The sequence below is a fragment of the Cellvibrio sp. genome (genome assembly GCF_053579595.1).
In genome coordinates, this window is record NZ_JBRFPI010000351.1 from 1 (window position 1) to 4,739 (window position 4,739).

Consider the following 4,739-nt stretch of genomic DNA (forward strand, 5'->3'; position numbering starts at 1 on the left):
CAATGCAATCCAGAAGGCGAGCGTTGCGCTCATAAAAAATACCAGCGTCGGGCTGTTCATCGCCGCCACCCAATGCAGCGGCAAGTAGGTCACCACATGCACCGCGTGCATCGCTGCTGTGAGTAGCGCAATCAGTTTTGGTTGCGGCCATTGCATCGCCCGCGCAAATTCATACGCGAACCAAGCTACGGCCAGTAGCGATACGAGTGTTAAACACCAGGAATAAATATGCGCGTATAACACATCGCCGTGCAGCATTTGCTCTACAAACCGCCAGCCCATATCCATACTCAGTGGCCGCCAGAAACCGGTTTGCGATTGCGTAACAAACGGCAACCACCAGGAATCATCATTTAAGCGAGCTTCACGTGCTTGGGTGAGAAAAAAATAATCATCGCCCCAGAAGGGAATAAAAAGTGAGGGGAACCAAAGCGCTAGCGCAAACACACAGAAAAGGCTGAGGTAAATATAATTGGATTTGACGTTAGACAAAAAAACATCCTGCAGGAATCAATTGATCGATACATTAAGTGTGTTGGATTATGCGCGAGTAAAGGAATTGCTCTTATCTCTACCCTATCGCCGTTTGTACGTTGATTTGGCTTTTGATCCTCGCTTAGTCGTTCTGGTCGTTCTTGAAGTTTTCTTCCTAACCTCGCCCGACATCTCTGCCATACGAACGGCATTGCGAATAATATTGAGCCCTTTATCTTTTTGGGTAACGGAGAAACCCGGTGTAGGATTCGAATCACTCCCGGTTTTTCCGGCAAATTGGTTACGCGCGGCAATACTTAATTTAATCGCTTGCTCACCATCATCTTCAAGATCTACGCCGAGTTCACGCAAAACAGCCATATCGCGCTTTTTGCGGAATAACATTTTTAATGCGACACCACCAGCACTCACCAGCTTGTTAAATAGCTCATTCTGCACACCAAGGAATTCATCCGTTTTTTGTTGCTTGGTCTCAGCTCGCATTACATCTGCCAGTTCTTTTTTGCGCTCTGCCGCTTCCTCTGCCATTTTGATTTGTTGTGGCGATAGTTGCTGCGCTTTCCCGCTAAAGTTCATGCTCGGGTACCAGGCTTCGGCAACATAGGGAATCGATTTATGGCCAACCCAATTCCCTTTTTTGTTAAAAATATGCCCAAGGCTTTTTTGCGCAGTCATATCAATCAATGCGGTCTTGCCATCACCCAAATCAACTGTAACGTCCGGACGTGTACCACTAAGCAGCGATGTGTTTTGGAAATTCATCCCATCTGTACTCGCCAAACGGTTACTTACTTTGCTTTCAATAACGTAGCCTGCTGCCGTTGATGGGTGCATGCCTTTTTTACCCGGTTTTTTATTGCCATATTCACTCAGGCGCAATAAGTAGAGCGCAGCGTAGGCGTCGCCTGCGCCGGAGAGGTCATTGCTTTCAGTTTCCTGATAAGCTTTATCCACCTCATCGGATACCTTTTTTGCATTAATTTCGCCCAATTTTTCTTTATCAGTGGCGGGAGACTTGGAAGGTTTCCACTGCTTAAGCCGTAGTTGAACTGGATGGACAGCAGATGGAAAGGTTGCACGGGTACCGGCTTGTATAAAACTTTTCATAGATTGCAATTGTGTAGCACGAGGGCTATTAGCAATTGCCGATTGCAAATTCATCTTGTCTTGGGTGGCAACACGGGAGTCCGCAACCAAGGCAGCATGATGTTGCTGATCAGCACTACCCACTCTCGCTTCACCTTGCGTTAAACCACTCTGGTGTCCAGACTGTAACTGTTTGGGTGATGCAATAGATTTTTGCATATCATTAATCCTTGAATAACCAAAACTGATGAAGATAATTATTAGTCTATAGGTTAGCTTTATATTTTAACTGCACAACAATCCGAACAGACAAATTCTTCACCTTCAAGCTTTTAAATTGCGTGATCTGCAGTAAGGGCATACACCGAATTTCAATCTATTCATTAACCCGCACGCGTTGCCAAAATTGCAGCGATATCCAATGGCTCGCGGTAGAGTGCAAACTCAGTTTCGCGGGATTGGATAGCAAGAATGGACATACGGTCAGCAAGTTCGTTGCCTTGTACACCAACGTGGCCATTCACATGCAACACTTGCACTTTGTCCTTCAGGGTTTGGTGCAGGGAATAAATTTCTTTAATCAGTTCGAGGTTTTTAATCTCGCCGCCCTTCTTTTTCCAACCCGCTTTTTCCCAACCAATTGCCCATTGCACAACGCATTGGATGGAGTATTGGGAATCAGAAAAAACCGCTGCAGTTTTGCCTTTAGCGATTTCATCTTTTGCCAATAACAAACCTTGGTGCAACGCATTTAACTCGGCGGTGTTGTTAGTACCCATGGGGTTATACAAGCCATACCAAAGCTCAACCACTTTATTATCGCGATAAACCGCCAAACCCGAACCCGCCTCGCCGGGGTTTGGTTCGCAGCCGCCGTCGGTAAATATTTTTACATCAACCGGTAATGCATTTACTTCAGCGGCATTATAGGTTTTGATTTTGGCACCGCTAGCGGCGGCAGCACGTCCGGTTCCGGCGGTGGATTTTGCACTACCAAAAGCGGCTTCGGCTTCTTCGCGCGTTAAAAACGATTTATAACGCGCACCCACAAATCCATCGACCTGTTTTTTACACGTCGGCCAATCTGTAAAAATCCCCGTCTCCCGCCCTGCCCATACCACATAAAATTTTGAAGCCATTACACTCTCTTTAATTAATTTAAATACGAACACTTACAATAATTTAATTTATTTTCCGAAAATCTGTGGTGCGAATAGCTCAGAATGAAGGTACCTTTAAAATCATTATCCTATTTTTAAAGGCTTTGGTTTGTATTCAATTTTAAGCAATGAAGACATAACCTGACGCATCTGTGTTTTTACGTCATGTGTATTCATATAGTGCTGAGTTCTAATTGAAAGGATTTTTCTCAGAAAATCCATTTCTTTACTTTCATACTTTTCCAGCAAATCCCTGAGCTCATCCTTTATGTAGTCCTCAAATCTAATAGATGAGTCAAGCGTATAGAAATAATATATTACATCGAAAGCAGGAGTGTTCTTTTTATCTTTTATAGCCTTAACAACCTCTTTGATTTCCGTTTTATTAATTGCTGATACAGTCTTTTCCAAATTCAAAACAACCCAAATAAAAACTCGGAAAATAATCATCTTTCTTATCTCAGTCAAATGTTCAGATTCGGATTTACTATCATCGAAATCCTCAGACTCTTTGTAAGACCTATAGACAAATTGAAGCAAGCTTTCAACGTTAATATTTTTAGACAACAGCATAGCTGCAAGCCTTAATCCAGCGTCACAGATAATCTCAACAATTTCTGTTACCTTGTCCTTCTTTAAGCTTCCAAATTTGTTTTTTAAAATTTGACTTAGTATTTCTATATTTTTGTAACACTGATAAGTTCTATCGAGATGATCGTTTTTTTCAGACTCTTGCTCAACAGAAACAATCTCGCTCTCCCCATTTTTTGCATCCCGCTCATCCCTCCCATCCCTTTCCTTATTTCGTGTTTCCTCGATCGTTCCGTTTACACTCAACCTATCAGGAATAACACTCAAAAGTTCGTTGAAAATCTCAAGCTCTTTAGCATCAAGAGTAGCTGGCTCAATTTCATCGTGAGCGCACATCGTATGAGTAAGGATCTCATCTATAATATCGATATCATTAGAGTGATGAATCGTGAAAATAATTGCCAACGAATTGTTTTTTCGAAAATTATTTTCAATCATTTCAACGAGAGTGCTTCTATTTCTATTGTGATTCTCAGCCAGATATTGACCAAGAAAATAATAGTAGCTATATGCCAAGCCGAACTTATAGCCATGCCCATTGCATTCTCTAATAATTCCGCTGCTACTATGCATTCTGTTTATTAGCGCTTCCTGAATAATATAACTATCTTTATATTTATTTTTGAATAATTCGTATTTCTCTCTTGAAATAGTTAGAGAAATAGGGTCGCCAGAGTAAATTTCGTATGCCAAATTGCTGGCATAATTAAAACAGGAGGATATTGAGCTATCATCTTTTGATATTCCAGACTTTATTAGATGAGCCATAATGAGAGCGTAATAACAATGTCCGTAAGCTGTAATTTTAATATCCTGAGGCATAAATGCCTCGTGAGTCTGCAATATTGATAGAATGAAAAAAGGATATCTAGGGAGGATTTTGTTATTAATAATTATTGAGTTCACATTATTTTCGATTTGATCAATTAATCCAAACTCAATATCAGTTGTTGCACCCTTATTTTTGTACTCCAGCCACCTCTTAATTAACTTTTCCTGCTTTGCATGATTAAATGGCCTTAAATTGAATACTGAAAATCCAGTTAGCCGTTCATCATCCGAAAAATAGGACTCGTACTCCTCCATTGAACACATTACTATTCTTTTTTCAAAAAAATCACTGAGGAATTCTAAATGGTCAATGGAATTTCCTACATGCGTAAGGTTATCAATTAAAGCAATTTTATTTGGCTTTTGTAACCATAGATCGAAATCACCATTTAGCTCTCTCTGATATATTTCTTTTATTAAATCCAAATTTGGCTTTTTCCCGGAAATTTCCTGCATATCAATTAAGATCGCAGGCTCGGAACTCTTTAAAAATTCAATAAAAAGATGGTTTGCCAACGTGGTTTTCCCACTCTGAAAATCACCTTGAACAAGGATATTTTGATGCGCCTTAAAATC

Annotated in this window: 4 protein-coding genes; all 4 read right to left on the reverse strand. The window is 40.9% G+C overall.

The window, feature by feature from the left end:
* On the reverse strand, positions 1–492 hold a 492-nt coding region (locus tag ACWA6V_RS17395; RefSeq protein ID WP_449523679.1), incomplete at its 3' end, for a hypothetical protein.
* A gap of 84 nt (positions 493–576) precedes the next feature.
* The gene (locus ACWA6V_RS17400) at positions 577–1,800 is read right to left on the reverse strand and encodes a hypothetical protein (protein WP_449523680.1); all 1,224 of its coding nucleotides are present in this window, start codon (positions 1,798–1,800) and stop codon (positions 577–579) included.
* Positions 1,801–1,964: 164 nt separating this feature from the next.
* Positions 1,965–2,720 (reverse strand): ribonuclease H1 domain-containing protein, encoded by a 756-nt coding sequence (locus tag ACWA6V_RS17405; RefSeq protein WP_449523681.1) that lies wholly within the window; start codon positions 2,718–2,720, stop codon positions 1,965–1,967.
* Positions 2,721–2,825: 105 nt separating this feature from the next.
* The coding region (locus tag ACWA6V_RS17410; RefSeq protein WP_449523682.1) for an NACHT domain-containing protein at positions 2,826–4,739 on the reverse strand (1,914 nt) is incomplete at its 5' end.